The organism is Shewanella salipaludis (genome assembly GCF_012911865.1).
GTDB classification, from domain to species: domain Bacteria; phylum Pseudomonadota; class Gammaproteobacteria; order Enterobacterales; family Shewanellaceae; genus Shewanella; species Shewanella salipaludis.
This window is the reverse complement of record NZ_JAAXYH010000019.1, coordinates 1-26,554: the sequence shown is the minus strand read 5'-3', so window position 1 is coordinate 26,554 and position 26,554 is coordinate 1. Positions and strand designations below refer to the sequence as shown.

18 protein-coding genes and 2 pseudogenes are annotated in these 26,554 nt (G+C 56.1%); 10 read left to right on the top strand and 10 right to left on the bottom strand.

Annotated features, from left to right (window positions below; translation table 11 throughout):
• Window positions 1-27: 27 nt before the first annotated feature.
• Window positions 28-687, bottom strand: coding sequence for a hexitol phosphatase HxpB (hxpB, locus tag HC757_RS17465; RefSeq protein WP_169565674.1), 660 nt, complete (start codon window positions 685-687; stop codon window positions 28-30).
• A 454-nt stretch (window positions 688-1,141) separates the two neighbouring features.
• Here hxpB and acnB point away from each other — a divergent pair, with 454 nt between their 5' ends.
• Complete coding sequence (acnB, locus tag HC757_RS17460) at window positions 1,142-3,739, top strand: bifunctional aconitate hydratase 2/2-methylisocitrate dehydratase (RefSeq protein WP_169565673.1); 2,598 nt, start codon at window positions 1,142-1,144, stop codon at window positions 3,737-3,739.
• Between the two features lie 133 nt (window positions 3,740-3,872).
• Here acnB and rsd read toward each other — a convergent pair whose 3' ends face one another.
• Complete coding sequence (gene rsd / locus HC757_RS17455; RefSeq protein WP_169565672.1) at window positions 3,873-4,367, bottom strand: sigma D regulator; 495 nt, start codon at window positions 4,365-4,367, stop codon at window positions 3,873-3,875.
• A gap of 484 nt (window positions 4,368-4,851) precedes the next feature.
• Between rsd and hemE the strand changes: the two genes are divergently transcribed.
• The gene (gene hemE / locus HC757_RS17450) at window positions 4,852-5,916 is read left to right on the top strand and encodes a uroporphyrinogen decarboxylase (protein WP_169565671.1); all 1,065 of its coding nucleotides are present in this window, start codon (window positions 4,852-4,854) and stop codon (window positions 5,914-5,916) included.
• Between the two features lie 59 nt (window positions 5,917-5,975).
• Here the strand turns inward: hemE and HC757_RS17445 are convergent, their stop codons facing one another.
• From HC757_RS17445 to HC757_RS17435, 3 genes are all read right to left on the bottom strand, one after another.
• The gene (locus tag HC757_RS17445) at window positions 5,976-6,731 is read right to left on the bottom strand and encodes a response regulator transcription factor (protein WP_169565670.1); all 756 of its coding nucleotides are present in this window, start codon (window positions 6,729-6,731) and stop codon (window positions 5,976-5,978) included.
• A gap of 72 nt (window positions 6,732-6,803) precedes the next feature.
• Window positions 6,804-7,529 (bottom strand): spondin domain-containing protein, encoded by a 726-nt coding sequence (locus tag HC757_RS17440; RefSeq protein WP_244623589.1) that lies wholly within the window; start codon window positions 7,527-7,529, stop codon window positions 6,804-6,806.
• A 10-nt stretch (window positions 7,530-7,539) separates the two neighbouring features.
• Window positions 7,540-8,283 carry a spondin domain-containing protein gene (locus HC757_RS17435; protein WP_169565669.1) on the bottom strand — a complete coding sequence of 248 codons (744 nt, stop codon included), beginning with the start codon at window positions 8,281-8,283 and terminating at the stop codon, window positions 7,540-7,542.
• Between the two features lie 348 nt (window positions 8,284-8,631).
• Here HC757_RS17435 and HC757_RS17430 point away from each other — a divergent pair, with 348 nt between their 5' ends.
• Both HC757_RS17430 and HC757_RS17425 read left to right on the top strand, forming a co-directional pair.
• The gene (locus tag HC757_RS17430) at window positions 8,632-11,214 is read left to right on the top strand and encodes a putative bifunctional diguanylate cyclase/phosphodiesterase (protein ID WP_169565668.1); all 2,583 of its coding nucleotides are present in this window, start codon (window positions 8,632-8,634) and stop codon (window positions 11,212-11,214) included.
• Window positions 11,215-11,309: 95 nt separating this feature from the next.
• A complete protein-coding gene (locus HC757_RS17425; RefSeq protein WP_169565667.1) occupies window positions 11,310-12,113 on the top strand; it encodes an SDR family oxidoreductase in 804 nt (267 codons plus the stop codon).
• 77 nt (window positions 12,114-12,190) lie between these two features.
• On the opposite strand, the gene HC757_RS17420 is transcribed toward HC757_RS17425, so the two are convergent.
• From HC757_RS17420 to purH, 3 genes are all read right to left on the bottom strand, one after another.
• Window positions 12,191-15,412, bottom strand: coding sequence for an ImpA family metalloprotease (locus HC757_RS17420; protein ID WP_169565666.1), 3,222 nt, complete (start codon window positions 15,410-15,412; stop codon window positions 12,191-12,193).
• 171 nt (window positions 15,413-15,583) lie between these two features.
• Window positions 15,584-16,876, bottom strand: a complete 1,293-nt coding sequence (gene purD, locus HC757_RS17415; RefSeq protein WP_169565665.1) for a phosphoribosylamine--glycine ligase — start codon at window positions 16,874-16,876, stop codon at window positions 15,584-15,586.
• 61 nt (window positions 16,877-16,937) lie between these two features.
• Window positions 16,938-18,572, bottom strand: coding sequence for a bifunctional phosphoribosylaminoimidazolecarboxamide formyltransferase/IMP cyclohydrolase (gene purH, locus HC757_RS17410; protein WP_169565664.1), 1,635 nt, complete (start codon window positions 18,570-18,572; stop codon window positions 16,938-16,940).
• Window positions 18,573-18,895: 323 nt separating this feature from the next.
• Between purH and zntR the strand changes: the two genes are divergently transcribed.
• Together zntR and HC757_RS17400 are read left to right on the top strand one after the other, a co-directional pair.
• A complete protein-coding gene (gene zntR / locus HC757_RS17405; protein WP_169565663.1) occupies window positions 18,896-19,396 on the top strand; it encodes a Zn(2+)-responsive transcriptional regulator in 501 nt (166 codons plus the stop codon).
• Window positions 19,390-20,682: an SO_0444 family Cu/Zn efflux transporter gene (locus HC757_RS17400; RefSeq protein ID WP_169565662.1), complete on the top strand. Its 1,293-nt coding sequence runs from the start codon at window positions 19,390-19,392 to the stop codon at window positions 20,680-20,682. Before zntR ends, HC757_RS17400 begins: the two co-directional genes overlap by 7 nt.
• Before the next feature lie 78 nt (window positions 20,683-20,760).
• Here HC757_RS17400 and HC757_RS17395 read toward each other — a convergent pair whose 3' ends face one another.
• Window positions 20,761-21,648, bottom strand: a complete 888-nt coding sequence (locus tag HC757_RS17395) for an SPFH domain-containing protein (RefSeq protein WP_169565661.1) — start codon at window positions 21,646-21,648, stop codon at window positions 20,761-20,763.
• Window positions 21,649-21,807: 159 nt separating this feature from the next.
• Window positions 21,808-22,557 (bottom strand): pseudouridine synthase, encoded by a 750-nt coding sequence (locus HC757_RS17390; RefSeq protein ID WP_169565694.1) that lies wholly within the window; start codon window positions 22,555-22,557, stop codon window positions 21,808-21,810.
• A 146-nt stretch (window positions 22,558-22,703) separates the two neighbouring features.
• Here HC757_RS17390 and HC757_RS19215 point away from each other — a divergent pair.
• The 4 genes and pseudogenes from HC757_RS19215 to HC757_RS17370 form a co-directional block, all read left to right on the top strand.
• A pseudogene (locus tag HC757_RS19215) lies at window positions 22,704-23,135 on the top strand (RHS repeat domain-containing protein); the annotation flags it as partial.
• A 718-nt stretch (window positions 23,136-23,853) separates the two neighbouring features.
• Entirely contained in the window at window positions 23,854-24,324 is a 471-nt protein-coding gene (locus tag HC757_RS17380) for an Imm26 family immunity protein (protein ID WP_169565660.1), read from the top strand.
• 766 nt (window positions 24,325-25,090) lie between these two features.
• Window positions 25,091-25,486: pseudogene (locus tag HC757_RS17375) on the top strand (transposase); the annotation flags it as partial.
• A 60-nt stretch (window positions 25,487-25,546) separates the two neighbouring features.
• The coding region (locus tag HC757_RS17370) for a fibronectin type III domain-containing protein (protein ID WP_211164479.1) at window positions 25,547-26,554 on the top strand (1,008 nt) is incomplete at its 3' end.

The following is a 26,554-nucleotide window of genomic DNA, read 5'->3' as shown; positions in this document are numbered from 1 at the left end:
TAAGCCCGGCTGATTACTTGTTACTTGTTACTTGGCCAGCAGGCCTGGCAGGGCCAGCAAATTGTCGGCCTGGCTGTGGGCTATGACCCATTGGGCTTGGTGGCGCTGCGAGGCCGCGGGAATGACCAGGGTCTGCATGTTGGCGGCGCGGGCGGCGATCAGGCCGTTAAAGGAGTCTTCGATCGCCAGGCAAGAGGTCGGCGTTATCCCCAGGGCATGGGCACAGTTGAGATACACCTCTGGGTGAGGCTTACCGTAGGCCAAGTCTTGGGCGGATTCAACGGCGTCGAAATAGTCGCCTATCTGCAGTTTGCCCAGCACGGCATCCACCAGCGCATGGGAGGAGGAGGTCGCCAGGCCTATCCTGAGACCGCTGGCACGGCAGTGTTCCAGGGCTTCCATGACGCCCGTCATGGGGGCTCCATGGCGTTCGATATGGCTGACGACGCTATCGACGATCGCCTTGGCGACGGCGGCATTGTCATAGTTCTCCCACGGAAACCTCTGGTACCAGTAGCCGACCACTTGATCTATCCTCAGCCCTGTGGTCTGCAGCGCGTCGTCGAAGTTGATGGGCAGACCCAGGCTCTGCAGCACCCTATGCTCGGCTATCTGCCAAACGGGCTCGGAATCTATCAGTATGCCGTCCATGTCGAAGATAACGGCTTGAATTTGTGGGGCTGTCATTGGGACTCCTGCGGGTTGGACCCGGATAAAAAAACGGACACAGGCATGGATCCGGGTCAGGCTCGATTGCCGATTCTAGGCTTGGGGGCCCTATCTTTAAAGTAATAACTGAGCCGATGGACTTTTTTTCAAGCACATCACAGTGTCACAAGTCTGTGATAGCTGTTTGGTTTTAAATCCAGGCTTGCTATTTAAGTGACTGTATTATTGTGTTTTTAAGTCTGATTCAAACTATCGTCTAATTTCAACCGTTTCAGCGATAGCCTATCCTGACGCACCCCGCCGGATTTGAGCTTTATTTCGCACCCGGCCCGAGTGTGACCCGATTCATACTTTTGCAAAGCTGGTGTATACTGCAGGGCGGAATTACGGGTCGAGCCTGTCGGACTGTCAGCTTCAATTGAGAAGACGTGCAGTTTCGTTGTTAGAGCGCCAAACAAAGAGGAATGTTGCCGTGCTAGAAGCATATCGTAAACACGTCGCAGAGCGTGCTGCAGAGGGCGTAGTCCCTAAGCCATTGGATGCACATCAAGTGGCTGAACTGGTTAAGTTGGTACAAACTCCACCGGCAGGTGAAGAGGCATTCGTCCTCGACCTGCTTGAAAATCGAATTCCCCCGGGTGTCGATGAAGCCGCCTATGTGAAAGCGGCCTTCCTGGACGCGGTTGCCAAAGGCACTGTGACGTCACCCATTTTGTCTGCCGAGCGTGCCACAGAGTTGCTGGGCACAATGCAGGGCGGCTACAACATAGAGCCCTTGATCGCTCAGCTGGATAACCCTGCGCTGGCCCCATTGGCAGTCAAGGCCCTGTCGCATACCCTGCTGATGTTTGATTCTTTCCACGATGTGGTCGAGAAGATGCAAGCAGGCAACGCATCTGCCAAGCAAGTGGTTGAGTCCTGGGCCAACGCAGATTGGTACCTGAGCCGTCCCAAGCTGGCCGATAAGGTTTCCTTGACAGTATTCAAGGTATCGGGCGAAACCAACACAGACGATCTGTCACCGGCCCCCGATGCCTGGTCACGTCCCGACATTCCATTGCATGCACTGGCGATGCTGAAAAATGCCCGCGACGGTATCGAACCCGATGTTGCCGGCTCTGTCGGCCCAATCAAGAAGATCGAAGCCTTGAAAACCCAAGGTTTCCCACTGGTTTACGTGGGTGACGTGGTAGGTACGGGTTCATCGCGCAAGTCGGCCACCAACTCGGTGTTGTGGTTCATGGGCGATGACATCCCCTTCGTGCCCAACAAGCGCGCCGGCGGTTTCTGCCTGGGCGGCAAGATAGCGCCCATCTTCTTCAACACCATGGAAGATGCGGGTGCATTGCCAATCGAGCTGGACGTTGGCAAGATGGAAATGGGCGATGTGATCGACATCTACCCATACGCAGGCAAAGTCACACGTCATGACAGCGACGAAGTCATCTCTGAGTTCAGCCTGAAGACGGAAGTCTTGCTGGATGAAGTCCGTGCCGGTGGTCGTATTCCGCTGATCATTGGCCGCGGTCTGACCGACAAGGCCCGTGAAGTCCTGGGGCTGGGCGTGTCTGAGGTATTCGTGCGTTCACAAGATGTCGCCGATACCGGCAAGGGTTATACCCTGGCACAGAAGATGGTCGGCAAGGCCTGTGGCGTCGCCGGTGTCCGTCCCGGTCAATATTGCGAACCCAAGATGACCTCCGTGGGTTCACAGGACACTACGGGTCCCATGACACGTGACGAGCTGAAAGACCTGGCCTGTTTAGGTTTCAGCGCAGACTTGACCATGCAGTCTTTCTGTCACACCGCCGCTTATCCCAAGCCTATCGATGTGAATACCCACCACACCCTGCCGGACTTCATCATGAACCGTGGCGGTGTGTCTCTGCGTCCGGGCGACGGCGTCATCCATTCCTGGCTGAACCGCATGCTGCTGCCCGATACTGTAGGTACAGGTGGTGACTCTCACACCCGTTTCCCTATAGGTATCTCTTTCCCAGCCGGTTCAGGCCTGGTGGCCTTCGCCGCCGCCACAGGCGTCATGCCGCTGGACATGCCTGAGTCTGTATTGGTGCGCTTCAAGGGTGAGATGCAACCCGGTATCACACTGCGTGATCTGGTGCATGCCATCCCATTGAAGGCGATCGAGCAGGGTCTGCTGACCGTTGAGAAGAAGGGCAAGGTCAACATCTTCTCCGGCCGCGTACTGGAAATCGAAGGCCTGGAATCTCTGAAGGTCGAGCAGGCGTTCGAACTGTCGGATGCTTCTGCCGAACGCTCCGCCGCCGGCTGTACCATCAAGCTGGACAAAGAACCTATCATCGAATACCTGAACTCGAACATCATCATGCTCAAGTGGATGATCGCCGAAGGTTACGGTGATCGTCGCACCATAGAACGTCGTATCAAGGGCATGGAAGAGTGGCTGGCCAACCCTGAGCTGATGAGTGCCGATAAGGATGCCGAATACGCAGCCGTGATCGAAATCGACCTGAACGAGATCAAGGAGCCCATACTGTGTGCCCCCAACGATCCGGACGATGCGGTACTCCTGTCTTCCGTTGCCCAGACCAAGATTGACGAAGTGTTCGTCGGTTCTTGTATGACCAACATAGGTCACTTCCGCGCGACGGGTAAGATGCTGGACAAATTTGCCAAGACACTGCCGACCCGTCTGTGGATAGCGCCACCGACCAAGATGGACAGAGATCAACTGACCGAAGAAGGTTACTATGCGATCTTCGGTCGTGTCGGTGCCCGCATCGAGATCCCAGGTTGTTCACTGTGCATGGGTAACCAGGCAAGGGTAGCCGAAGGTGCGACCGTGGTTTCTACTTCGACCCGTAACTTCCCTAACCGTCTGGGCACAGGTGCCAACGTCTATTTGGCTTCTGCCGAGTTGGCGGCCGTGGCAGCCCTGTTGGGACGTCTGCCATCACCTGAAGAGTATCAGGAATACGCCAAAGAGTTGGATGCCACTGCAGCCGACACTTACCGTTACCTGAACTTCGACCAGATAGAGTCCTACACCAAGAAAGCCGAGGAAGTCATCTTCCAGTCAGCTGTCTAAGTCGCAGTGCTCTAAGATAGACACAAACAAAAAGCCAGCTTCTCAGCTGGCTTTTTTGTGTCTCTATTCTTGTCTCTATTCTTGTGTCTATGCTCGCTTCAGATCATGCTAACAGTTGCCACAAGAATGGTATTCAGCTGCCCACTCGTTGGGAGCGCTTCTCCGCATGTTTGCTATGCAACACTTCCAGCAGCTCATCTTCCAGCTCGAAGCGGGTCTCCATGGCATCGGCCAGGCGCGACAAATCTTGATCCAGCTGATACAAGACTTGTTCGTCGCGTGCCTCTGTGTATTTGTCGCTGAAGTCGAGGGCGGCATCCGTGGTTTGGCTGATCTTGGGCAGGAGTTCCTTGGCCAGGCTGCGGCCCGAGTTGCCATTTTTCTCACAGGCGCTGACGACCTTATCATAGACTTCGAAATGTCCTTCGGAGACATAATCGAGCAGTTGTTCACAGAAGGATTTTACATGATCGAACGAAGGCAATGACTTTCCCGGCGAGCCGTAGGGCGGTAACCCGGCGATTTGACAGTAATTGACGAGCAGCTTACGACGATTATTCAGCCATTGATCGATAAGCGTATTGGCACCGCCCCATTTTTTCTCAGCCTTTTCTAATTGTCTTAGCATTTCTTATCTCGATATTCAGCCTGTCATATCTCTAATGTAGGGGATGACTCGTACAATAATCAACCTTTTTGTTGGATTTTTGCCCCGAGACTGGATGGACAAACCAGTTGTTTTGTCTACAAAAAAGTAGCCAATAAAAAACCCGGTTGTAGAAACCTACAACCGGGTGAGTATATATCTAACAGGCTCGATACGACGAGCTTCTTGATTGTTCTTGCTAGCGCAAACTTTTTATACCAAAGGGGGACAGGCGGTGCAACGTTTTTTTAACTTTATACCGCACTGGTTTGAGTGAACCTGGCCGGGTTCGTTGTCGCTTCGGGTTCGGGCAATCCGGCTGTCACGCCTGTCCGGCCCGTACTGTGGCTCGTACTGAGGCCCGGGTTCACATAAATCGGTCCTGAAAGGTTACTTTGTGGCGGTAAATGTTAAACTAGCGCCCAGCGGAAACTCATACAAGCATACCAGTGTAGGAAGCAGCCAAATGGCAGAATTAAAGAATGATCGTTACTTACGTGCGTTATTGAAACAGCCTGTCGATATGACACCTGTGTGGATGATGCGTCAAGCTGGACGCTATTTGCCTGAATACAAAGAGGTGCGGGCGCAGGCGGGTGACTTCATGTCCTTATGCCGCAATGCCGAGCTGGCCTGTGAAGTGACGCTGCAGCCGCTGCGCCGTTATGAGCTGGATGCGGCCATTCTGTTTTCCGATATTCTGACAGTGCCGGATGCCATGGGCCTGGGGCTGTATTTCGAGACGGGCGAAGGCCCACGTTTCGAGCGGCCGACAGACACCCTGGATGCCATCAGGAAGCTGGCGATCCCGGATCCCGAAGACGAGCTGGGCTATGTGATGAAGGCGGTGAGCACCATACGTCGCGAACTCAATGGTGCCGTGCCTCTGATAGGTTTCTCCGGCTCGCCCTGGACCCTGGCGACCTACATGGTCGAAGGCGGCTCGAGCAAGACCTTCGAGAAGATCAAGAAGATGGCCTATGCCGAGCCTATGGCGCTGCATATGCTGCTCGATAAGCTGGCCGATTCGGTGATCTTGTACCTCAATGCCCAGGTGGCCAACGGTGCCCAGTCGCTGATGATCTTCGACTCCTGGGGCGGCGCCCTGTCCCACAGTGCCTACCGCGAATTTTCACTGCGTTACATGCAGAAAATCGTCGATGGCCTGACGCGCTTCGCCGATGGCCGCAAGGTGCCTGTGACCCTGTTTACCAAGGGCGGCGGTCTGTGGCTGGAAGCCATGGCGGAAACCGGCTGTGATGCCCTGGGGCTGGACTGGACTGTCGACATAGGCGATGCCCGTCGCCGTGTGGGTGACAGAGTCGCGCTGCAAGGCAACATGGATCCTTCCATGCTGTACGCCTCTCCCGAGCGTATCGAGCAGGAAGTGGCACAGATCCTCGCCGGCTATGGCGAAGGCAGCGGCCATGTGTTCAACCTGGGCCATGGCATTCACCAGCATGTGGATCCCGAGCATGCCGGCGCCTTCATCAATGCAGTGCATAGGCAATCCAAGCAGTACCACAAATGAGTGCAGCCCTGTGAAATAAGGCCCGTCTGACGGGCCTTATTTGTTTCTGGGCTGGGTGTTTATGCGCCTTGTTCGAGGGCCTGGGTTGATGGCGGGGGCGGGGGCGAAAACTTATAACCTACTCCCCAGACGGTTTTCACCAGCTGTTGATGCTCGGCACTGGAGGCTATTTTATTGCGTAAGCGGTTGATATGGCTGTCGACCGTGTGCTGGTAGCCGGAATAGTCATAGCCCCAGACGGCCTGCAGCAATTGCATCCGACTGAATACCTGTTGTGGATGCTGGGCGAGGAATAACAAGAGATCGAACTCCCTGGCGGTAAGGTGCAAGGGTTTATCGAAGGCCGTGACTTCGCGACTGCTGCAGTCTATATGCACGCCGTTGAATTCCAGCTGTCCGGGTTGGGTCTTCTGTGCCTGTCCGCGGCGCAACAGCGCTCTCACTCTGGCCCTGAACTCGAGTATGCTGAAGGGTCTCACCAGGTAATCGTCGGCACCGGATTCCAGTCCCAATACCAAGTCGGCTTCCGAGCCCTTGGCTGTGAGCAACATCAGGGGCACCTGCTCGCCGGTCTGGCGCAGTTGTTGGCATAGCAAGATGCCATCGCCGTCGGGCAGCATCCTCTCCAACAGCACCAGATCTATGCTGCTCTGGCCCAGAAACTGGCCTGCCTGTCTCAGGCTGGTCGCCCGAATGACGTCATACTGCAAGGCGCCGAGATCATAGCTCAGCAGCTGGGCCAGCTCCGGCTCATGTTCAACCAGAAGAATGCGATTGTGGCTCGCCGAGGCCGCCTGTCCCCTCATGTTATTCATGCTAATCCCTCCAGCCGTTCTTCTGTAGAAGACCAGCCGGAAGGGGATATTATTGCGCCTGGTTTGCCCTTATCAGCGCGAGCGATGGATCTTGATCTTCGCCACGGGGTTGTTGAATCTATGGGATGCCGACAGCACAGAATCGCCTAGGCCATCGTCGGCCGAGATCACCCCAGGGTGAATGTGAACCCGGTTGACATCATCGCGGGCGGCATTGAAGCCCTCGCCGTTATCGGCCGGGCCAGGCATGGTGCCCCTGGCTTCAGAATTGGCTTCGGTACCTGCATCATAGGCCAGGGCGTACAAGTCGACCTCGTCACCGAGTGCCAGTGACCTCAGATCATAGCCGTTGACGGTGGCGAAGGCATCGTTGGTGTTCACCAACATGGTGGCAACCGACAGCCCGGCGACCAGGGGAGTCGGGATGCTGAGGCTGACCGTGTCACTCATCCCCGGGGGTATGGCCTCGATGCCGCGGGCGAGGTGACTGACACCGAACAAGGCCACCAGGCCTGTGGTATCCCCCCCTTCCGCGAGTTTTTCCAATGCCACACTGGCAGGCTCTGTGACCCGGAACAGGCTCATGTCGGCCGAATGGGCGATCACTGCCATAGGCGACAGCGGCTGATTGGCCGTTAAGTTAGTGACAGTCACTGAATACAACCTGGGCACAGGGGCATTCGACGGGATGGGCGCCTGGCTCGGCGGTTTCTCATCCGAACAGGCGCCGAGGCCGAGCACGGCCGCCATCAACAAGCTGCCAAGACCCAGTTTTATCATCATGTCGGAAGGTTTCATCTGTCACCCCTTATTTGACTTGAACCACGACTCTGGCGACCGGGTTCTGCCAGCGATGAATGCGGCTGTCCAGATCACTGGGACCACCCAGGGCATCGGTATCGCCCAGGACGCCTGGGTGAATGTGGACCCTGTCGTTGCTGCTGTTATCCTGCATGCCGCTGCCATTGACGCCACCATCGCCTCCCGGGGCCGCGGGGATCCCCGGAACCCCAGGCATGCCAGCGCCATTGATGATCTCATCGTTGGCCTCTGTGCCTGCGTCATAGCCGTTGAGGTCCAGGGTGTAAGTGCCTGCCTCAGTCGGGATGCTCCAGGCATCCAAGCCGATGAAGGCATCATTGGTGGGCAAGATCATGGCCACGACCGACAGGCGGGTCATGGCCTGGCTGTCGAGCATTATGCCCGTGACCTTGGCCCCGGGGGCCAGTAAGCCGGCGGCCGGATTTTCCACTGTGATATTGCCATTCGCCGTGGCGTCGCTGGCCAGATCACTTATGTCACCCCCTTCGGCCATCTTCTGTAGGGCCAGGGTGGCCATTTCGCCCGCCTGGAATAGGTGGCCATCCATGTGGGCTACGAGCAACAAGGGGGTAAAATGATTGCCATGGGTGAGATTAATGACATCTATCTCCAACTGAGCGGCGTCGACTGGCGCGCAGAGCAGGCCGGCCAATGCCAGCGGGTAACTCAGGTGCCAGTACTTTGGGTGCAAGTACCTTGAGTGTGGGTATCTCTGGTGATTGAGTTTCATGGGCGAGCTCCATTACTGGGGTATAAGGCCAGTGTGACAGAGGGATCTCACTGCAGGGTTATCAAATTCTCACAAAAGCTTCACATTTTAGTTGCCTCGGTTTCCTGTGCCTGAATGAGAGGCTGTGGCTTGGAAGTTCTGGCAGTGCTGCCTTCGTGGCGGGGTGGGAAGTCGGGGTAATAGCGTTCAAATTTATTCTGAGTCTTGGCTTAACCCATTAACTCATTAGGGTATTTTTCCGGTCATCAATATTTTATTTGTTTGACGGTGCTACAAAATAGGTTATCTTGCCCTTCGGGCCAAGCTTTTCTGAAGAGGTGATTCGGAGAGCAAAACACATGGACAGCGATGCGCATTGGCAAAAAAATAATCGTATTTATTACCGGCTTCTGTATCCCCGCCTTGGTCTTGGTATCCTACTGTCTGGGCATCTGGTTCGATCACAAGGTTGAACAATTCCGCGAGCACAGTATAGAGAGACAGCTGACCAGCATTCAGGCACAATTTGACCGTGACATAGCACGTTTGGCTTTCTTCACCCAGGTCTACGCCGTCCCTTTTGTCCAGTTGGATAACCTTGGCAGAGCCGAACTGCAGCGTGCCTGGCCCGATAGCAAGTTATCCGCTTCCCTTAGCCTCTATGTGGTCAGCTCGGGTCGGGTTCGCGCCCTGATGCCCATGGCCGATGCCGACTCAAACGCGATACTCCCGCTGATCTTGTCGACGCTGGCCGCCGCGGCGCCCACGGCCAAGCCCGAGGTTCAAGCCGGACTCCTGGTGGTGCAAGGCAGGGTCTGTATTGCGGCGCTGACGACGACCGCCAAGGATGAGTATGTGGTGGTGGTCAGGCTGTTGCCGCAAGATCTTACCCGCCTCTATGGTCAGTCCCAGTGGATCTCTGGCATCACACAGGCCGCCATCCCGGCCAAGCCTGCCAAGGGCATCAGCAGAACGCTGCAGTTGCCTGGGCTGCTCAATGGAACGCCGCTGCAACTCGAGGTGCGTTTCTCCGGGCTCCCCTTCGCCCAGGTTAAGCTGGGATTGGATTTTGTCACCTTGGTGATCCTCTTGCTTGGGATCGCCATAGTCACCCTGGGGTATTTTTGGCTCAAGAAAGGCTTGTTATCCCCCTTCAAAGATTTGATGCAGCAATTGGATCATATAGATCCGGCGGCGAAGGATTACACCCCTGTGGTTGCCAGTGGGGGTGCCGAGCTGGTGATACTGGCCGACAGGGTCAACACCCTGTTGGCCGGTAGCTTTCAGCATAGGGAGCGGGCCAAGATCACCCTGGAGTCGATTTCCGATGCGGTACTGCTGACGGATGTCTGGGCCAGGACCGTGTACCTCAATCCTCAGGCGGAGCGGTTATTCGGCCTGAGCTGTGCCGAGGCCACAGGGGCGACAGTCGCCGCCTTGCTCAGGAGCGACGATAAGATCAACGAGACCCTGTTCGCCTTCATGCATGGCGGCGCGACCGAGCCCTTGCAGACCAAGATGAAGTTGCCCATGGCGGTACCCAGGGTCATGGCGCGCAACATAAGCAATCTGCGCAATCACCAGGGTCAGGTGATAGGCACTGTTATCTTGCTCAGGGACATCACCCAGGAGGAAGTGCTCAAGCAGCAACTGCGACGCAGGGCCAACTTCGACCCTATTACCGGCCTGCCCAGCCGTATGGCCTTCGAGGCGCGCCTGGCGGATTTCAGTGCCAAGGCCGGCAACATAGCCGTGTGTTACCTGGACTTGGAACAATTCAAGCTGATCAACGACAACTGTGGCCACAATGCCGGCGATCGCATGTTGGCCATGGTGGCCAAGGCCATGCAGGCTTGCCTGAGCCGGCATGAGCTGCTCGCCCGCCTGGGGGGGGATGAGTTTGGCCTGGTGATCATCAACCGCAGCGCTCTGGAAGTGGCGCAATTGCTCAAGCATCTGTTGTCGCAAGTGGTGTTGCAGGTATTGCAGGACAAGGGCAGGCATTACAAGGTGGGCCTGAGCATAGGTGTGGCCTTCGGCCGCGCGCCGCAGATCCGGGCTAACGAGCTGCTCAAAGATGCCGACATCGCCTGCATCGCCGCCAAGCGCAAGGGGAGCAACCAGATACACTTCTATGATGCCAAAGATAAAGAGCTGGCTTATCAGCGCAATGCGCCCAAGTGGGCGATACGCATCTCCCAGGCGATCCAGAATAACGAGTTGCTGCTCTACTACCAGACGATCGAGAGTCTGATGCCGGGCAGAGCCAGAAAGCGGATGGAGATACTGCTCAGGATCCAGGAGCCCAGTGGTCAGATATTGCCGCCGGCGCAATTTATCGCCGCCGCCGAGCGCTTCAAGCTGATGCCGGAAGTCGATAAGGAAGTGATCCGCAAGAGCTTCCAGTGGCTGTCCCGTCACAGCGAATTCTGGGACGATCATTGCATCTCGATCAACCTCTCTGGCAATAGCCTCGGGGCCGAGGGCATGGTGGAATATATAGCCAACCAGCTCAGGCTGTTCGCCATCCCCAGCGCGTGTATCTGCTTCGAAATCACAGAGACCACGGCTATTCAGAACCAGCAGCGGGCACTGGAAATGCTGCACCGCCTGCGTAAGCTGGGCTTCTCCTTCGCCCTGGATGACTTCGGCAGTGGCTTCGCCTCCTACGGCTATCTGCGGGAGTTGCCTGTCGATTATGTCAAGATAGATGGTTGCTTCGTGCGCCAGCTGGCCAGTAATGCCAAGGACTACGCCATAGTCAAATCCATCCACGATGTCTGTCGGGTGATGGGCATAGAGACAGTGGCCGAGTTCGTCGAGAATCAGGCGATACTGGATAAGCTGCATAGCATAGGGGTGGATTATGCTCAGGGCTATGGCATAGGCAGACCCAAGCCGCTGGAAAGCTATAGCCTGGGGTCTATCTATGCCGCGCCCTTGAGCGCTTGAGGCCTCTTGAGCACTTGAGGCCTCTTGAGCACTTGAGACTATAGGGATAGGCTTGGCTCGAGCCGGACAACGCACTCATCAAGGGGGCAAGATAGATGGAAAGCTTCAAAGACAAGGTGGTGTTGCTCACAGGGGCTTCCGAGGGCATTGGCCGCGCCCTGGCGCTGGCATTGGCGCCCCTGGGCTGCAAGTTGTTGCTCAGCGCCCGGAATGAGTCCCGCCTCTCGTCTCTGGTCGATGAGGTGCTGCTGGCCGGCGCTGAGGCTGCGGCCTTTGCCGCAGATGTGAGCGATGCCGCTCAGTGCCAGTCCTTGATCCAGGCCTGTGTCGAGCGCTTTGGTCGCCTGGACATTCTGATCAATAACGCCGGCATGACCATGTGGTCACGCTTCGATGAGCTGGCGGAGTTGGAGATACTGGAACGCCTGATGCGGGTCAACTACTTGGCGCCCGCCTACCTGACCCACGCCGCCTTGCCCCACCTCAAGGCCAGCCAGGGCCAGGTGGTGCTGGTGGCCTCCATCGCCGGCCTGACAGGGGTGCCCACCCGCAGTGGTTATGCCGCCTCCAAGCATGCCGCCATCGGCTTCTTCGACTCGCTGCGCATCGAGTTGGTACAGGACAAGGTGGCAGTGACTGTCATCTGTCCCGACTTCGTGGTGTCGGAAATTCATAAGAGGGCACTCGACGGTCAGGGCAAAGCCCTGGGCAAGTCGCCTATGCAGGAAGCCAAGATCATCACCGCCGCCGAGTGTGCCCAGCTGATGCTGCCCGTCATCGCCAAGCGCAAGCGGTTCTATATCACTTCCTGGCGCGGCCGGGTCGGCCGCTGGCTGCGACTCATAGCCCCAAGTCTGATAGACAGGACAGCCCGCAGAGCCATAGCCTCAGGGCATTGATGCCATGCCCAATAAAAAAAACGCCCGTGGGGCGTTTTTTTATTTAGGACTTAAGGCTTAGGGCTAGGACTCAGGCCTTAAGGCTTAGGGCATAGCGTCGGTGAACCTGTGCCTTTCCACAGGGTGCTGCCGTCGCTCGGTGACAGGGGCAGGAACTTCAGCCCCTCGCTCATGTTGGCCGGTGGCAGCTCGGTTTCCAGCTCGTACATGCCCATGGGCACAGTGCCCGAGACAGCATTGGCGGCGACTTGGGCGGCGGCCAGGCTGGAATAACGCAGGCCGAACATATCGAAGTGGCTGCGCCAGTCGCGGCCCGTGAGCCTGCTCAGGGCCACCAGCATGAAGTCGTTGCCCGGGATGGATGTCACCCGCTTGCCGCCGTACAGACTATGGCCTTCGAAGGGGAATAAAGCGAAACCAAGTTTGTCGCGGTTCGCCTCCCAATCCGTGGCATTGGCGGCATACTTGCCGAAGATACGGCTATGTTGGTACAGCAAGGTAAAGATGCCGAAGCCGTTGTCGAGCCGGGTGCCGTCGCCGAGCGTCATGCCGTGGGCCTTGAGCGCCATCTGGATGTAAAACGCCATCCGATAGCCATTGTGGACGGCATAGCTGTTGCTCTGCCAGGGAGCCGTATATCTGTCCTCGCCGGCATCCATCGGCTTACAGTCGGCACCGAATACCACGCGTTTGCCGCTGGCATCTGTGGTGCCGGCGGCATCAGACATGAACACATAGAAGAGATCTTTGTTGTTCATGTGACCATCTGTGATTGGATCCGTATTGCCGTCACGCAGATAGTGGCTCTGCCACTTCACCACATAGGGGAAGATGTTGTTGGAATTTTCCCCCGCGCGGCTGGCATAGCCTGCCCAGTTATCCCTGTCGCCGGCGGCGGCATACTGTACATTGAGACGATTGGTCTGCAGGTTGTGGCCCAGCTCATGGTTGTCGCCCCAGCCCGTGGGATCTATGTTCCAGGCCGCATCCCAGGGATTGCCACTGCAACCTGCGCCGCAGTGGGCATTTTGATCATAGTTGGCATGCTGGATTAGGTTGCGGCTGTGCAGGCTGCTATCGAGGCAGTCGTCACCGAATAGCGCCATGCAGCCGGCTTTGACATCTGTTGCCAGGGAGTCGGCGAGCGTTTTGCCCTGGATCTTGAGGCCCGCCAGAGTGTAAACGCTGTTGATATGATCATCGACTATGCTCCCAAGCAGCGCATTCACGTCGACAATCTTACCGCCTATGGCATTCATGAAGCGGTCGCGGCGCAGGTGTTGCTCGGCGCCATCGGTGCGCAGATCCACATGGGGCAGCTCTGTGTTTTGAATGCGATCGTTGAAGGCGGCTATTTCGGCGGGATCCGAGAAGTCCATGATGCTCGGGTGTTTGGCGACATTCTCGGCGGTCACATCGACACTCAGGGCAGTGTTTCCGCCCGACAGATAGAGATAAATGGGGCCGCCATAGGGGCTGGAAAACTCTATGCTGGCCCCTCTGCCCAGGGGCAGGCGTTGCTGTGCCAGCTCCAGCGGGCCGCGATAGATCTTCTGCTGATAGGCGCGGTTGGTGTTGCGTCTGTGATAGTTGAGCTTGATTTTCACATCGGCCGCGCCGCTGTCGTGGCGGGTCAACTTGATGCGCTGTCCCGGCAGGGCATACCAACCCGTGCTGGTCCACTGGCCAGCATAGGGCACGCCTATGCGCTGGCGTTCTGTCACAGTTGCCGGGTAGGAGTAGTGGGCGTTGCTGCCCTTGGCGAGGTTATTTTTGTCTGTGACAAATTCCCCGAGATCCGGCTGGGCGAGGTTATGGGGGCGGGCATAACTCACTGTCCAATCGGCAAACAGCGCCTGTTGCCAGGCGCCATGTTCGCCGTAGGCTATGGGGTAATCTATCTGGCTGCGGTACTTATCGGCCAGCAGCAGCCCCGCCTTCAGCAGGGAGAAGTTCGCTTCGGCGAAGACATCGATAGCCTGATTATCCAAGGTTTCGGCGCCGGCGCGATACCAATCGGCGCCCGCCTTGAAGGCATCGACAAAGGCGGTCGAGTTGCAGCCGAGGTAATTGCCGCTGCAGCCGTCGAGTACCGAGGTATCGAAGCGTCCTTCCCTCAGATCCCCCAGCAGCGCCTTGACCCTGGCCAGCGCGGCATCTTCGGCCTTGATACTCTCTATGCTCAGGTCGCTGGCCTGGAGTTTCGACCAGTAGTTGCCTGCCGTGGTCAGGCCCATGTCCCGGTATAGGGGAGCCAGTATGGGGCTCGCTTCACGCCAATAGTTGGATAGCAGCAGCGGAATCCCCGCGGCTCTGGCCTTGGCGACGGCCGCTTCTATGCCGGCAAAGCCCTGCGATTCGCGGTCTATGTCGCTGAGGATGATGAGATCCGGCTTCAGGGTGTCGATACAGGCGCTGAGCGCGCCGTAGTCGCAAGTGTTGGCCTCATTGATGCTGTGGGCATCGGGATAATTGGTTTGCAGCCAGGTGCGGATCCCTTCGTTATGGGGGAAGTACCAGCTGTCGGCATGGCCTGGCATCTGCGCCGTAATCACCCTCAGGCCGTCGCTCTGATCGCCGCCCCTGGTCAACCAATGCAGCAGGTTCTTCAGCAGAGCATCTGTTTGCGCCGAGGTATCGACCGAGAACAGGTTGCCCGCCATCGCGCCGTAGCGCAGCCCTTGTTGCTCACCCGCCATCACCAGGCCGCGTACTTCACTCCCACCACTGCCGTTGACGTTGGAGGGCAGCACTGTGAAGGTGTTTTCCGGCATTAAGTTGGCGAAGCTGATGGAGTCGTGGCTCGGGTGCCAGCTGATGCCCTTATCTATTCCCTGGTAGAGCAGGCTTATCTCTGCCTGGCGTTTGCTTTGGATGGCGTCTATCCGAGTGAGACTGAAGTCAATCAGTTCGCTGGCGCTGGCGAGAGCCTGATCTTGGTGCGCTATGGCATTCTCGGCATTGGAGATGAACACGGGGGTGATGCTGCAATCGCTGCTCATGGCCGCCGTGGTATAGCTGAGTGCATCCAGGCTGCCGCCACAGCCACCGATGCTCTCGAGTGTGAAGCCTGCTTCGGGGGCGAGGGTGAAGGTGAAGTCTTCGCCGGCGGCGATTTTTTGGCTGGAGGGGGTCAAGGCTCCACCTTGGGCTGCGACACTGCTGGCTGTATACTGGCTAACCGCAGGCGGTTGGGCAGGGGAAGGACTGGGCGCCGCAGTGGCGGCGCCGTCCTCTGAGCCGGCGCCACAGCCGCCAAGCAAGGCGGCGATGGATGCCAGGAGCAAACGATTTTTCATGGGAGTCCTTTTCATCAACACAGGTTGGCATTGTATCCTGCCATCCCTATGTTAAACAGAGGTTTAAATATTTTAATTACATAAAATCAGTGGTTTATATTTGACGCTCGTCAAAATTCAAGCATAAAAAAACCGGCTGGCAGCCGGTTTAATCGAGTCGTTTTCCCGCTATCATTGCTCTCGGGCGATGGCGCGATAGCCTATGTCGGTACGGAAATAGACATCGTCCCAGTGGATTTCTTCCACCAGCTTGTAGGCTGCCTTTTGGGCTTCGGTGACCCCCTTGCCCAGGGCCGTGGCGCACAGGACGCGACCGCCGTTGGTGACTACCTGGCCATCCTGCATCCTGGTGCCGGCGTGGAATACCTTGGCGTCCTTGTTGCCCAGGGTTAACCCCTGGATCACATCGCCCTTGCGATACTCGTCCGGGTAACCGCCGGCGGCCAGCACCACGCCGACCGCGGCGCGTTCGTCGTATTCGGCCGTGACCTTGTCCAGCTCGCCACGGGTGGCAGCCAGGCAAAGCTCAACCAGATCTGATTTCAACCGCATCATGATGGGCTGAGTCTCGGGATCGCCGAAACGGCAGTTGTATTCCAGTACCTTGGCGCTGCCGTCCGGGGCTATCATCAGGCCGGCATAGAGGAAGCCTGTGTAGACATTGCCCTCGCTTGCCATGCCGTCGACCGTGGGACGTATGACGTTGGCCATGGTCCAGTCGTGTACGCTCTGGGTGACCACGGGGGCTGGCGAGTAGGCGCCCATGCCGCCTGTGTTCGGTCCATGATCGGCGTTGTCGCGGGCCTTGTGATCTTGGCTGGTGGCCATGGGCAGAATATTCTTGCCGTCGACCATGACGATGAAGCTGGCTTCTTCGCCCTTGAGGAACTCCTCGACCACGACCCGAGAGCCGGCGTCACCAAACTTGTTGCCCGCCAGCATGTCCTCGATGGCGGCATCTGCCTCGGCCACGTCCTGGGCTATGATCACCCCTTTGCCTGCGGCCAGGCCATCGGCCTTGATCACCACGGGATAGCCTGTCTTGGCGGTCAATTCGCGCACATAGGCCTTGGCGATGCCTATGTCGGTGCAGTTCTGGTAACCGGCGGTGGGGATATTGTGGCGCGCCAGGAAGTCTTTGGTGAAGGCCTTGGAGCCTTCGAGCTGGGCTGCCGCCTGGGTGGGGCCGAAGATCGCTAAACCTGCGTCCCTGAACGCATCGACCACGCCTATGACCAGCGGCGCCTCTGGGCCGACGATCGTCAGCTCAATCTTGTGCTCCTTGGCAAAAGCCAGCAGCGCCGGGATGTCGGTCGCTTCTATGGCGATGTTCTCAAGCTTGGGCTCCAGCGCCGTACCCGCATTGCCCGGTGCAACGAAGACAGTGTCCACCTGCGCCGATTGTGCCGCCTTCCACGCCAGGGCATGTTCGCGGCCGCCGCCACCTATGACTAAGACTTTCATTGTAAAACTCCCATGAATCGAAATGGATAAGGCCCTGGAAACCAGGGCCTGGGAACTAGGATCAGTGACGGAAGTGGCGCATGCCTGTCATTACCATGGCCATGCCGTGCTCGTCGGCGGCGGCGATGATCTCGGCGTCACGCATAGAACCGCCCGGCTGGATGATGCAGCTGATGCCGGCTGCCGCGGCGGCATCTATGCCGTCACGGAAGGGGAAGAAGGCATCTGAGGCCATCACAGAGTTGACCACTTCCAGGCCTTCGTCGGCGGCCTTGATGCCGGCGATCTTGGCGCTGTAGACGCGGCTCATCTGGCCGGCGCCCACGCCGATTGTCATGCCGTCTTTGGCGTAGACAATGGCGTTGGACTTGACGAACTTGGCCACCTTCCAACAGAACATCAGATCTTTGAGCTCGCTCTCGGTGGGTTGACGCTTGGAGACCACCTTGATGTCATCCAGGGTCACCATGCCCTGGTCTCTGTCCTGCACCAGCAAGCCGCCGTTGACGCGCTTGTAGTCCAGGGTCTGGGTCTTGGTATGCCACTGACCGCACTCGAGCAGACGCACGTTGGTCTTCTTGGCGACCACCTCGCGGGCGGCTTGGCTGACGCTCGGCGCTATGATCACTTCGACGAACTGGCGCTCGACTATGGCGCTGGCGGTGGCGGCATCCAGTTCGCCGTTGAAGGCTATGATGCCACCGAAGGCCGAGGTGGGATCTGTCTGATAGGCGCGGTTGTAGGCATCGAGCAGGTCTTTACCCAGGGCGACACCACAGGGGTTGGCATGCTTGACTATGACGCAGGCCGGCCCGTCGAATTCCTTGACGCATTCCAAGGCAGCATCTGTATCTGCTATGTTGTTGTAGGACAGCGCCTTGCCCTGCAGCTGCACGGCCGTGGCCACAGAGGCTTCGTCTATCTTGGTATCTATATAGAAAGCGGCGGCTTGATGGCTGTTTTCGCCGTAGCGCAGATCTTGCTTCTTCACCAGCTGGGTGTTGAAGGTGCGCGGGAATTTGGAGCCCTCAGCGGATAGAGAGCCCTCTAAACACTCGTCTTGGGAGTGAGCGGGCACCCCATGCATAGGCACCATGGTACCGAAGTAGTTGGCTATCATGCCGTCGTAGCCGGCCGTGTGTTCGAAGGCGGCAATCGCCAGATCGAAACGGGTAGCGTGGGTGGTGCTGCCATTGTTGGCCGCCATCTCCGCCAGCACGCGCGCGTAATCGGCGGCGTTGACCACTATGGTCACGTCTTTGTGGTTCTTGGCTGCGGCGCGCACCATGGTGGGTCCGCCTATGTCGATATTCTCGATGGCGTCTTCCAGGGTACAACCCGCTTTTGCCACGGTCTCGGCGAAGGGGTAGAGGTTGACCACAACCAGATCTATGGCCTGGATATTGTTGTCGGCCATAACACTTTCATCGAGGCCGCGGCGTGCCAAGATACCGCCATGCACCTTGGGGTGCAGCGTCTTGACGCGACCGTCCATGATCTCTGGATGTCCAGTGTAATCAGATACCTCGATAACGGGAATACCGTTATCCGCCAGCAAGCGGGCGGTGCCGCCGGTGGACAGGAGTTCCACACCTTGGGCGTGCAATGCTTGGGCGAATTCGAGCATTCCGGTTTTATCTGAAACGCTTAACAGCGCGCGACGTATGGGTCTGGCATTAGTTGCAACATCAGTCATTTGGGTACAGGGTCCAGTTATTTTAGTTTCAAGGATCTTTCGGAAAACAGAACAGCCATCCGGATGTGAATGCTGCACAGCTTTCCAAAAGTCCCTTGGTCCTAGTTATTACTTTTTTATCCCTTCGCCTCGGCGCGCGTATTCTAGCGTAAAACTGGCTTTTGGGGGTGGTTTTTCTACTCGATTTCACAATATTGCTATCAGAACAAGCCGGACCCCCGGCAGCGGATCATGGGGATGAAAATAAATTCTTGACCCTGGAGTTGACTCTAAGGTTTATACTCTGGGTCTATTCGCAACTGTGGATGTGCAGAGAGGATTGAATGTACCGTATTGGAGAGCTGGCCAAACAGTGCCAGGTGAAGGCCGACACCCTGAGGTTCTATGAGAAACATGGCCTGCTGGCGCCTTCGGTGCGCAGCGATGCCGGCTATCGCCTGTATTCCAACATGGATGCGGCCAGGCTGAGGTTTATTCTGCGGGCCAAGGCGGTGGGCTTCAGCCTCAACGAAATTGCCGAACTGCTGTCCATAGAGCTGGATAAGGCCAACTGGGCCTGCGCCGACGTCAAGGGCATGGTGGATACCAAGCTGGTACAGGTGCAGCTCAAACTCGCCGAGCTGGAGCATTTTCGCGATTCACTGCAGAGCCTGTCCGAGGCCTGTTGTGGCGGCCCGGAAAGCGCCGAGCATTGCTCCATCCTCGAGGCGCTGGAATCCAGCAGTCAGGCCGTCAGACGCGAAGCCGGCACGGCCTGTGAGCCTCAAATCCAGGTGCATGCGAACAACAAAGCACAGGCTAAATTAGGGAGACAATCATGCTAGTCAGTAATTTCATTCATCTGTTTTTGGAATCGGCTCCCTGGCTGCTGCTGGGATTGCTCTTGGCAGGCATGCTGAAGGTGTTCGTGCCCATGGCCTGGATGCAGAAGCAGCTCGGTGGCCATGGGGTCAAGACGGTCGTCAAGGCGGCGCTGCTGGGGGCGCCTTTGCCCTTATGTTCCTGCGGGGTGATCCCAGCGGCCATTGGCCTGCGCCGTGCCGGTGCCTCCAAGGCGGCCACCACTTCCTTCCTGGTGTCGACCCCTGAGACAGGCGTAGATTCCATCACGGTTTCTTACGTGCTGCTCGGTCCTTTCATGGCGATAGTGCGGCCGATAGCGGCGGTCAGCAGCGCCATAGTGGCGGGGCTGCTGGTGGGCCGCGACGAGGATGAAGCGCCAGCAGTTGTCGAGCCGGCGGCTGCAGCACAGCCTGCCGCCAGTTGCTGTGCAAGCAAGGCCGACAGCCGGCCCGAGCCGGTGCAAAAAACTTGTTGTGGGACCCAGGCCGTCGAAGCCGTGACGCTTCCAGCCGAGAGCCCTTGCGGCAGTGGCCAGCCAACGCCTGGGGTCGAAAGGCACGAAGCCGAAGCCGTGAAACCCCAGGGGGGATGCTGCTCGGCTAAGCCCAGGGAACCCCTGGTCGTGAACGCAGCGGCCGGCACCAGTTGCTGCGCCGGGACGCAAGAGATGGCGACAACCCCAGGCGCCGAGTCCCTGCTCAGCCGCCTCCTCTCCGGACTCAAGTATGGCGCCACCGACATGGTGCGGGACACGGCGCTCTGGCTGCTGGTGGGGCTGTTCTTCGCCGCGCTGGTGCAGACCTATGTGCCGGGGGATTTTCTCGCCAAGTGGGGCGACGGCATACTGGCCATGCTGGTGATGGTGCTGGTGTCCGTGCCCATGTACATCTGCGCCACGGCTTCGACGCCGATAGCCGCCGGCCTGCTGCTCGCCGGGGTGTCACCCGGTGCCGTGCTGGTGTTCATGATGGCGGGACCTGCGACCAACATAGCCACCCTTGGGGTGGTGACTCGTGAACTCGGCAAGCGTGCCCTCTATGGCTACCTGGGTGGGGTCCTGGGCGTGGCCCTGGTCGCAGGTATGCTGGTCAATTACCTGGTCGACACTTTCGGTTTTGTGGTGATGCCGCAGATAGACGCCGAACATGCCATGTTGCCTCAGGGATTGGTGGCGATTTCCGGCATAGTCCTGGCCGTGCTGATGGGCAAGGTGTTGCTGGAGAAGTTGCCCAGAAGTTGGTGGCGTCGCAGCGATTGCTGCTCCTAGCCTCCGGCCCGACATAAAAAATCCCCGACACTGCAGAGTGCCGGGGATTTTTTTATGCGCATGCAGGCTGCGGGCGTCTTATTTGCTTGTCTTGGCGTCGATGAAGGGCAAGGTGCCGGTGGGTAACATGGTGGTTGGCAACTTGCCATCCCATTTCTCTGCCTTGGTCAGCTCCACCAGGTTCTGGTTCTGTGCCAGGGCTTCGGCGCGGCTCTTGATGGCCGAGGCCTCGGCAATCCCCTTGATGCGTATGCTCTCGGCTTCCGCCTTGGCGCGAGCCAGTTGTGAGTCGGCCTGGGCCTGTGCCTGGGTGACGGCTATCTGGGCACTGACCCGCTCTTTTTCCAGGTTCTGCAGCTGGGTCTGCACTTCCACCTCGGCGCGCATCCTGTCTTCGACGGACTTCTCGTAGGCGTTGCTGAAATCTATGTTCTCTATCTGCACCGAGTTGATTTCGATCGGGCCCTTGATCGCATTGGTGATGGCGGCGGTGACGTCTATGCCGAACTTGATCCTTTCCTGCACCACAGAGATGGCGGTGTATTTACCGAACACGTTTTCTATCTGGGTGGGCACCTGGCGATCCAGCAGGCGCGCTATCATGGCGTCTATGCTCTTGAAGTTGGCGTACACTTCTTCGACCCTGTCCGGCGGCACACTGAAGGTGACCGAGGCGCGCAGGGTGGCGGGTTGTTGATCCCGGCTGTAGGCCTGTAACTGTTGATAGCTGGTGGTATGGGTCTGGGTAGAGATCTTCACCACTGTATCTATTAGGGGGGCCTTGAAGCCTAATCCGGGTTCGGCCGTGCCTATGATCTTGCCGTTGCGCAGCAGCACGCCGCGCTCACCCTGGTCGACCGTGTACCAACTGCCGAACAAGGCAGTGAACAGCGCCAAGAGTATGACGATTGGGACTAATTTGCCGAGGCTAAAGGGGTTGGCCGAGTTCGAACCTGTTTTTAACATTACGCGTCCTTTGCTGATGGGGATAACGGGCTCTTGGACATAGCGGCATGAGCCGGCCGCTGCCGGCTGAAAGAGCCGATAGGTCCTTTACCCTGAGGTTATCGCTTCGAAAGATGCAATGTAACTTAAGTGTTAACCTGCCGCAACCTAATGATTGACTTAGCTAATTGGCGTTTCTGCGCCTGCGGTGACGTCGACGGCTGTGGCAGCAGGGCGGAAGGAGGCGACTTCGGCCTGGCTCAAATGGCGCCATTCGCCGGGCATGAGATCTAAGTCGAGGCTGCCTATCCTTTGCCTGTGCAGGGTCGTGACCTTGTTACCCACGGCGGCGAACATGCGTTTGACCTGATGGAACTTGCCTTCCGTGATGGTCAGCAAGGCTTCGGTCGGGTGAACCAGGCTCAAGTTGGCGGCCCTGGTCAGGGAGGCTTCGCCTTGCAATGCCAAGCCGTGGGCAAATCGGGCGACAAGTTCCGGGCGCTCCGCGGCACTTATGGGGTCGCGAAGGCCGACGCGGTATAACTTTTCGCAGCGGCTCTTGGGGGAGATGATGTCGAACGACCAACGGCCGTCGTCCGTGAGCAACACCAAGCCCGTGGTATCTGCGTCCAGGCGACCGACAAGATGCAGATCGGCGGCGCGCTCTATGTCCAGGCAGCGGAATAGCGAAGGATAGCGGCCGTCCAGGTTCGAGCTCAGGGTGCCGGCGGGTTTATGCAGCATGAGATAGCGCGAGGGGCGAAGTGTGAGCACGCGTCCCCCCAGGGTGATGTGATTGTTTTCATGCACTTGGGTCGCTGCAGCCACTATTACCGCGCCGTTAACCCGCACGTCACCTGCATGGATGGCGGCCAGGGCCTGTGGGCGTTCGAGCTCGGTACTCTTGCAGATGAATCTATCCAGACGCATAAAAGACAATGATCGGCAACCAAGGGCAGACCATTATCCCCCGTCGTCCACATTAAGCAAGCTTGAGCGGCAACTGTCGCTGAGGCTGGGCCGTTAAGGCCGCTGCGACCATGACCACTTATAATGTCGGCACTGGCGGTAGTTGACGTGCCTTCTTGTCTGATGGAGAGGGGAACTATATTGCTGTGCTCAGCTACACGCCGCAGCGCAGTCACCTGCTGCAGTTTACCCTGAGGGACAGGCTCGGCAGCGCCACGACCCTGGCGGATCAAAACGGCAATATTGCCAGCCAGCATTACTTCGACCTCTTCGGCCGCATTGCGACCAGCAGTAAAGCGGGCGCGCTGGGTGATTTGCTCGACACCAACAAAAACCGCCGCGGTTTCACCGACCATGAGCACTTGAACGAACAACTGCTGATCCATATGAACGGCCGGGTGTACGATTACAACCTGGGGCGCTTCCTCAGTGTCGATCCGCTGATCCAGAGTCCGACCAGTACGCAGAGCATCAACCCCTATTCGTACATCATGAACAACCCGCTGGCGGGCACGGATCCGACGGGGTATGCGGCTGACTATATTGCAGGGGCGTCATTTGGATATAACGCAAACTTAACTACTGCACAGGTCGAGCTGCTTAATAATGCTGATTCATGTAGCTATTGCACAGGGGAGTTCGCTGCCGGTGTAAATTTAGGCAGTGATCTGAAATGGGCGTACAAAGAAACAGGTTCTTTACTTGCTGGGGCTATCCTTGTCGGTAAGGCAAAGCTGCCTGCTTTGCCAAGCAGTGGTGCCGATAGTAGTATTAAGACTAAAACAGGCCAAGTTGCTGATATTGGTGCAAGCGATAGTAAGGATACTGGAATTATTTATGAGAGAACTAATCCAAATACAGGTGAATGTTATATCGGACAATGTAAGTCACCTCAGCGATTTGAAGAGCGTAAAAAAGAGCACGATAAGTCACTAGGAGTCGAACATAAATATAAAATTGTTGACTATGCAGAGCCTGGTGAAAAATTGGATGTTGCAGAACATAACAAAATACAGGAAAAGACTGCTGGAATGAGGGCTAAAGACTCCGATGCAGTGCAAAATAAAAAAGATCCAGTTGGACCTGCTCGTAGAGGTAAATTAGGTCTTGCAGAACCCAAAAGAGCAAGTGGGCAAAAAGAGAGTCGTTTTGGTTCTACAAAGGTTACTGGCACAGTCAGGGTTTCTGGAAGATTAGATAGCTTGGAATTAAAGAAGCTAGATAAAAACAAATAGATAGATGACGAGGTTAGCTGTAATGACTAAGAAAAAAATAGACATCAATATTGGCGATGTATTTGTTATACCTCTTGAAAATGGCGATTGTTATAGTGTCGGCGTGGTAGTGGAAATTACGCCGGAAGCGTTGAATAGTGTTTTGTGTGGGTTTTATGATGTAAAGCTGAATAGTACAAATGAATATAGTTATGAAACCATTGGTAATCTTATTTCAATACAGTTTGTGACACCAGACTTATTGAAAAACGGACAATGGATGATTGTCGGACATTCTACCCCGTTAAACCCAAATGATTTCTTTGATTTTGATGGAATAAAGAAAAAACGCTACATAGGTGTTGAAATTGAAGGGTCTGCAATTATAAGAAAATTTTTGAGCGCTTATCACGGACTACATCATTGGAACTGTTACTATAAAGATGATTATTTTGATGGATTGCTTTTAAATCCTAGAAATAAGCCAAGTAATATATATTTAATTGAAAAATAGTCGCCCCTCATACGCGAAGAGATAAGACAGGCTTACATCTTTTGGTTTCTCAGCCCCATTTTCTTGGGGCTTTTTCTTGCCTGAAATTGGGCAATTCGACCAGCAGCCTGGGCAGCGCTTGCCGGTAGAAGTGATCAGCGTTTGCCAGCAGGGCGGGCAGTTTGGGGCAGCGCCGCCACCCAGACGCCGAAGCAAGGCAGTATTGTATCGAAGGCAGACAAAAACGCACACCGAGAGGGGCATAAGCACAAGGGCTATACCCCTTTCGATTTTCTGGGCTTAGCCAGTTTCATCCGTGCCATGCTACTGGGTCACTAAAGACGGTCACCTGACCTTTGAACTTCCGGAGATTGGCCCTGTGTCTATCAATATCTAAAGGTACTGACGCATTGGTCTTCGAAGTTCTTTCTAAAATTGCGTTGCCTGTGTTATGGGGTGGAGTGTTTTACGTTGACAAGTTGTTACTTTTCCTGTAGTTTCCGTGGCGAAATCAGCTATCAAGGATGTAAAAGCTATATGCCCGCGCGCTCACGGATGACCTACCTGCTTCTAGTTCTGTGTATTTTTTGCTCTTTTTCTACTCAGGCTTTGATATTGTCAGGCTGAGCTTCAGCCTGACCAACCAATGCCGGCAACTCGTTTACTCCAGGTGGCAGAATCTGCAGTCGGATTTCATGCTGATGCGCATTGCCAAAGGGTGAACTGATGTCTTGCACCTGTGCATTGTTATCTTATTGCACCCACTGAAGCGCAATACTCTATGCAGAAAGTGCAAGTGCCTACAGATGGCGCTTACGACACCAAAGGCTGCTATAAGCTGCTGAAACGCAAAGGCAGCAAACCCACGATTCCACCCAGGAAAAATGCAGGTTACTGGGAAGAAGGTCACCCAAGAAACGAGGCAGTCAAGGCACTCAACAAGGTGATGTCCTCAAACAATGGAAGCAAGACAATGACTATCACCAAGGCTCGCCGTCAGAAACCGCCATGTACCGCTACAAGCAGCTCATCAGCCCGAAACTGAGCCTGCAGGACTATTACGGCCAAGTCGGTGAGGGATTGGCGGGGGGGAAGTATGAACAAAGTCATAGAGCCAGGCGTTTCATTTGTATCGGGATACCTTGATGGGAACTGGCTTGATTGTGAATGGTTTGATCAGTAAGACTGGATTTTGTTGGATTTTGTTGGATTTTTCTCGTTTTTTGTCTTCAGGTTATGAAATATGCGAATTTTAAACCATCTGGTAGTTAGTCTCTGTTTCTATTATCTCTTTACTATTGGCTATGCTAACGCTGTTGTCGTTGTAGATACTGACGGTAACTATGCTGTTGGTGGATCATCTACTCCAGATGATGGGGCAAAATACCGTGAACGCGTAAACAACGGCTCATGGAGCACTCCCAGTAGCACAATTATTGGGGTTTGGTATCGTTCTAATAAGTCTTCTGGTATCTATGAATATTTATCGGCACCATGCTCAGAGAAATATGATAGCAAAAAAGGCGAATCCGTAGTCTACTGCTCAGGTACATATACCGATGTAGGCAATAAATACTACATTATTCGATCATCTTCCTATCTTAATTCGAGTGGTTTTAGTTATTCCGGTGGATTGGTGGTTAATTGGGGCGGCGTCGCGGGTGTATCTGGTTTTGAATTGCAGAGAAGTATAAATGACGGTCCGTGGGAAGTTACTTATACTGGGTCTTTAACCTCTATTTCACAGTCTGGATTGGCGTCTGGGAAATATAGGTATCGACTGAGAAGTAAATTGAGCGGCTATTATGGGGATTTTATTTATTCTGATTATTCGTACGTGCTGCTCTCACCTGCACAGTTAAATGTTCAAAAGTCATTTGTAACCGATGGTATTATTTCCCTCAGTTGGCCTGAAGTCGCTATGGCAAGCAGCTATACCCTGCAGGAAAGTGTAAATGGCGGCGCTTGGACGACCATCAGCTCACCGACTGCGACCAGCTTCACTCGTACAGGACGGAGCAATGGCAGCTACAAGTACCAAGTGCGGGCCTGTAATTCAGCCGGATGCAGTGGCTGGAAGGCCTCAAGCGCAGTGACAGTGCTGCTGCCTCCATCGGTGCCTGCCAGCATCAGCGTGCCGACAACGACTGTGACCAATGGCAGCATAGCCATCAGTTGGGCCGCGTCCAGTACTGCGACCAGTTACACACTGCAGGAAAGCGTGAATAACGGCGCCTGGACGACTATCGTA

What these genes read in the sequence shown, in the direction of transcription:
- hxpB (WP_169565674.1), bottom strand. Translation starts at nt 687, where the DNA reads ATGACAGCCCCACAAATTCAAGCCGTTATCTTCGACATGGACGGCATA.
- HC757_RS17430 (WP_169565668.1), top strand. Translation starts at nt 8,632, where the DNA reads ATGCGCATTGGCAAAAAAATAATCGTATTTATTACCGGCTTCTGTATC.
- HC757_RS17445 (WP_169565670.1), bottom strand. Translation starts at nt 6,731, where the DNA reads ATGAATAACATGAGGGGACAGGCGGCCTCGGCGAGCCACAATCGCATT.
- HC757_RS17440 (WP_244623589.1), bottom strand. Translation starts at nt 7,529, where the DNA reads ATGAAACCTTCCGACATGATGATAAAACTGGGTCTTGGCAGCTTGTTG.
- HC757_RS17390 (WP_169565694.1), bottom strand. Translation starts at nt 22,557, where the DNA reads ATGCGTCTGGATAGATTCATCTGCAAGAGTACCGAGCTCGAACGCCCA.
- purH (WP_169565664.1), bottom strand. Translation starts at nt 18,572, where the DNA reads ATGACTGATGTTGCAACTAATGCCAGACCCATACGTCGCGCGCTGTTA.
- HC757_RS17380 (WP_169565660.1), top strand. Translation starts at nt 23,854, where the DNA reads ATGACTAAGAAAAAAATAGACATCAATATTGGCGATGTATTTGTTATA.
- hemE (WP_169565671.1), top strand. Translation starts at nt 4,852, where the DNA reads ATGGCAGAATTAAAGAATGATCGTTACTTACGTGCGTTATTGAAACAG.
- HC757_RS17435 (WP_169565669.1), bottom strand. Translation starts at nt 8,283, where the DNA reads ATGAAACTCAATCACCAGAGATACCCACACTCAAGGTACTTGCACCCA.
- purD (WP_169565665.1), bottom strand. Translation starts at nt 16,876, where the DNA reads ATGAAAGTCTTAGTCATAGGTGGCGGCGGCCGCGAACATGCCCTGGCG.
- HC757_RS17420 (WP_169565666.1), bottom strand. Translation starts at nt 15,412, where the DNA reads ATGAAAAATCGTTTGCTCCTGGCATCCATCGCCGCCTTGCTTGGCGGC.
- HC757_RS17395 (WP_169565661.1), bottom strand. Translation starts at nt 21,648, where the DNA reads ATGTTAAAAACAGGTTCGAACTCGGCCAACCCCTTTAGCCTCGGCAAA.
- zntR (WP_169565663.1), top strand. Translation starts at nt 18,896, where the DNA reads ATGTACCGTATTGGAGAGCTGGCCAAACAGTGCCAGGTGAAGGCCGAC.
- HC757_RS17400 (WP_169565662.1), top strand. Translation starts at nt 19,390, where the DNA reads ATGCTAGTCAGTAATTTCATTCATCTGTTTTTGGAATCGGCTCCCTGG.
- rsd (WP_169565672.1), bottom strand. Translation starts at nt 4,367, where the DNA reads ATGCTAAGACAATTAGAAAAGGCTGAGAAAAAATGGGGCGGTGCCAAT.
- HC757_RS17425 (WP_169565667.1), top strand. Translation starts at nt 11,310, where the DNA reads ATGGAAAGCTTCAAAGACAAGGTGGTGTTGCTCACAGGGGCTTCCGAG.